The following is a 2,046-nucleotide window of genomic DNA, read 5'->3' as shown; positions in this document are numbered from 1 at the left end:
ACGGCTGTAGCAGGTACGGCTGTAGCAGGTACGGCTGTGGCGGGGACGGCTACAGCAGGCGCGGCTACAGCAGGAGCGTCTGTCACCTATGCCACTGACGATCGTGACGCTCTTGTGGATCCTGCTGCTGAGGCGCTCGCCGCGGCCGGCGCCCGGGCGGCCCGGCAGGCCGCCGAGCGGGCTGCGGTGGCCGAGGTGATGGCCGGGGACGGCGCGGACCTGTCGCTCTCACCTCGGGCGCGTTGGATCGGCCGGGTCGCAGTGCTGCTCACCGTGCTCGGATGCGCGGCGCACGTGGGCTCGGTGACCGCCCGTGGCCTGGCCGCGGACCGGGTGCCGTGGGGGAACATGTACGAGTTCTCATCCATGATCACCTTGATTGCGGTGCTGACCTACCTGGGCATGCTGGCCCGGACCCGGGCGCGCGTCCGCTGGCTGGGCGTCTTCGTGATGCTGCCGGTGGTCCTCTATCTCGGTCTCGCCGGCACGGTGCTCTACGTGGCGGCGGGCCCGCTCGTCCCGGCGCTCAACTCCTACTGGCTCAAGATCCACGTGGTGGCGGCGATCGTGGCCAGCGGGGTGTTCATGGTCTCGGCGGTCACCACCGTCCTGTATCTGCTGAAGGACCGTTGGGAGAACCGCCTCGCGGCCGTTGCCACCGGACAGGCCGAGGCCTCCGCGGCGATGCGCAGGCGCGGTGGGATCATGATGAGACTGCCCGCGGCCGCGTCGCTGGACCGCATCACCTACCGCGTGATCGGCTTCGCGTTCCCGGTCTGGACGTTCGCGGTCGTCGCCGGTGCCATCTGGGCGGAGGCGGCCTGGGGTCGCTACTGGGGCTGGGATCCCAAGGAGACCTGGTCGTTCATCACCTGGGTGATCTACGCGGCCTACCTGCATGCCCGCGCCACCGCCGGCTGGAAGGGCCGCCGGGCCGCGGCGATATCGCTGCTTGGTTTCAGCGCGCTGTTTGTCGACTACTATCTGGTCAACCTGGTCATCTCGGGGCTGCACTCCTACGCGGGTGTCGGCGCCTGACGCCCGTCGGCAGGACCCCGTCGGCACGACCCCGCCGACAGGACCCCGCCGACAGAACCCGCCGGCAGGACCCCGCCGACAGAACCCGCCTGGGTGTCGTTGGTTGACGCCCAGGCAGAACCGCACTGGATACCCGCTGGCCGGCGTTGCCGGCAGGATGACGCTGACTGCCGCCAACGGGGTCACGCTGACTAGATGTCAACGTGACGCCGCGGACTGTCAACGTGGTACCGCGTCGCGTTGCCGTATGGGTCGGTGTTGTGGTCAGCTCCGGGGGGTGCCGTCGCCGTCCCCGCGGCGGATACGTTCGGACAGTTCCCGCAGGAACTCCGGGTTGTCGTCGGGCGCGACCGGCTGTGGCGCGGGACTACGGCGTGGCCACGACGGCCACCGGAGATTCGACGGCCCGTCCTCGGCGCCATCCCGGCTGCCTCGGCCGAAGCCGTCGGCCCCGGCCCAGCGGCCCCGGCCTTCCCATGTTGGATGATCCATGGGCTCGATACCGTCGTCGGCGTAGTCGTCACGACGGGGGCGGCCGACAACGAGCCAGGCCACGCCGCCGATGGCGTAGAAGAAAACGATGATGGCAATCCAGGCGATCTTGGGAAGTGTGCGCACGGCGGCTGACGGGGCCATGATCGCGTCAATGAGCGTGAAAATCCAGAAGCCGAAGATTGCCAGCGTCAGTACGAACCCCACCACCGCACCGTTGATCCTCTCCAGTCTTCACTCCGACCGTCATGACCATCTGTCACGACCCGGAGTCCTGATCGCGTGTGGACCCATATCCATCGTCATCCGACGGTACAGCCAGTGCTCTCTGGAGCGGTTCCGATGCCCATAGGTGACCATGGACGCCCGTTGGTGCCCAAACAGCCGATGTCCATTGGAACGGCTGATGCCCGTGGGAACCATCCGCCCGTCCGGTCGGATCGGTGACGCCAGGACGACCGCCGCGCAACGACAACGCTCCCAGTGTGCTCCTTTCGATGGCGGGACGTGCCGCAT

General features: G+C 68.3%; 2 protein-coding genes. One reads left to right on the top strand and one right to left on the bottom strand.

What is annotated here, in order from left to right; translation table 11 throughout:
• The coding region (gene ccsB / locus NBW84_RS08255) for a c-type cytochrome biogenesis protein CcsB (RefSeq protein ID WP_250283274.1) at positions 1-1,038 on the top strand (1,038 nt) is incomplete at its 5' end.
• A 264-nt stretch (positions 1,039-1,302) separates the two neighbouring features.
• Here ccsB and NBW84_RS08250 read toward each other — a convergent pair.
• Positions 1,303-1,740 carry a PLD nuclease N-terminal domain-containing protein gene (locus NBW84_RS08250; RefSeq protein ID WP_250283272.1) on the bottom strand — a complete coding sequence of 146 codons (438 nt, stop codon included), beginning with the start codon at positions 1,738-1,740 and terminating at the stop codon, positions 1,303-1,305.
• Between the last annotated feature and the right edge of the window lie 306 nt (positions 1,741-2,046).

The organism is Protofrankia sp. CiP1_Cm_nod2, assembly GCF_920664355.1.
Lineage (GTDB): Bacteria > Actinomycetota > Actinomycetes > Frankiales > Frankiaceae > Protofrankia.
The sequence above is the reverse complement of the archived record's forward strand: the minus strand, read 5'-3'. Positions and strand labels throughout refer to the sequence as shown.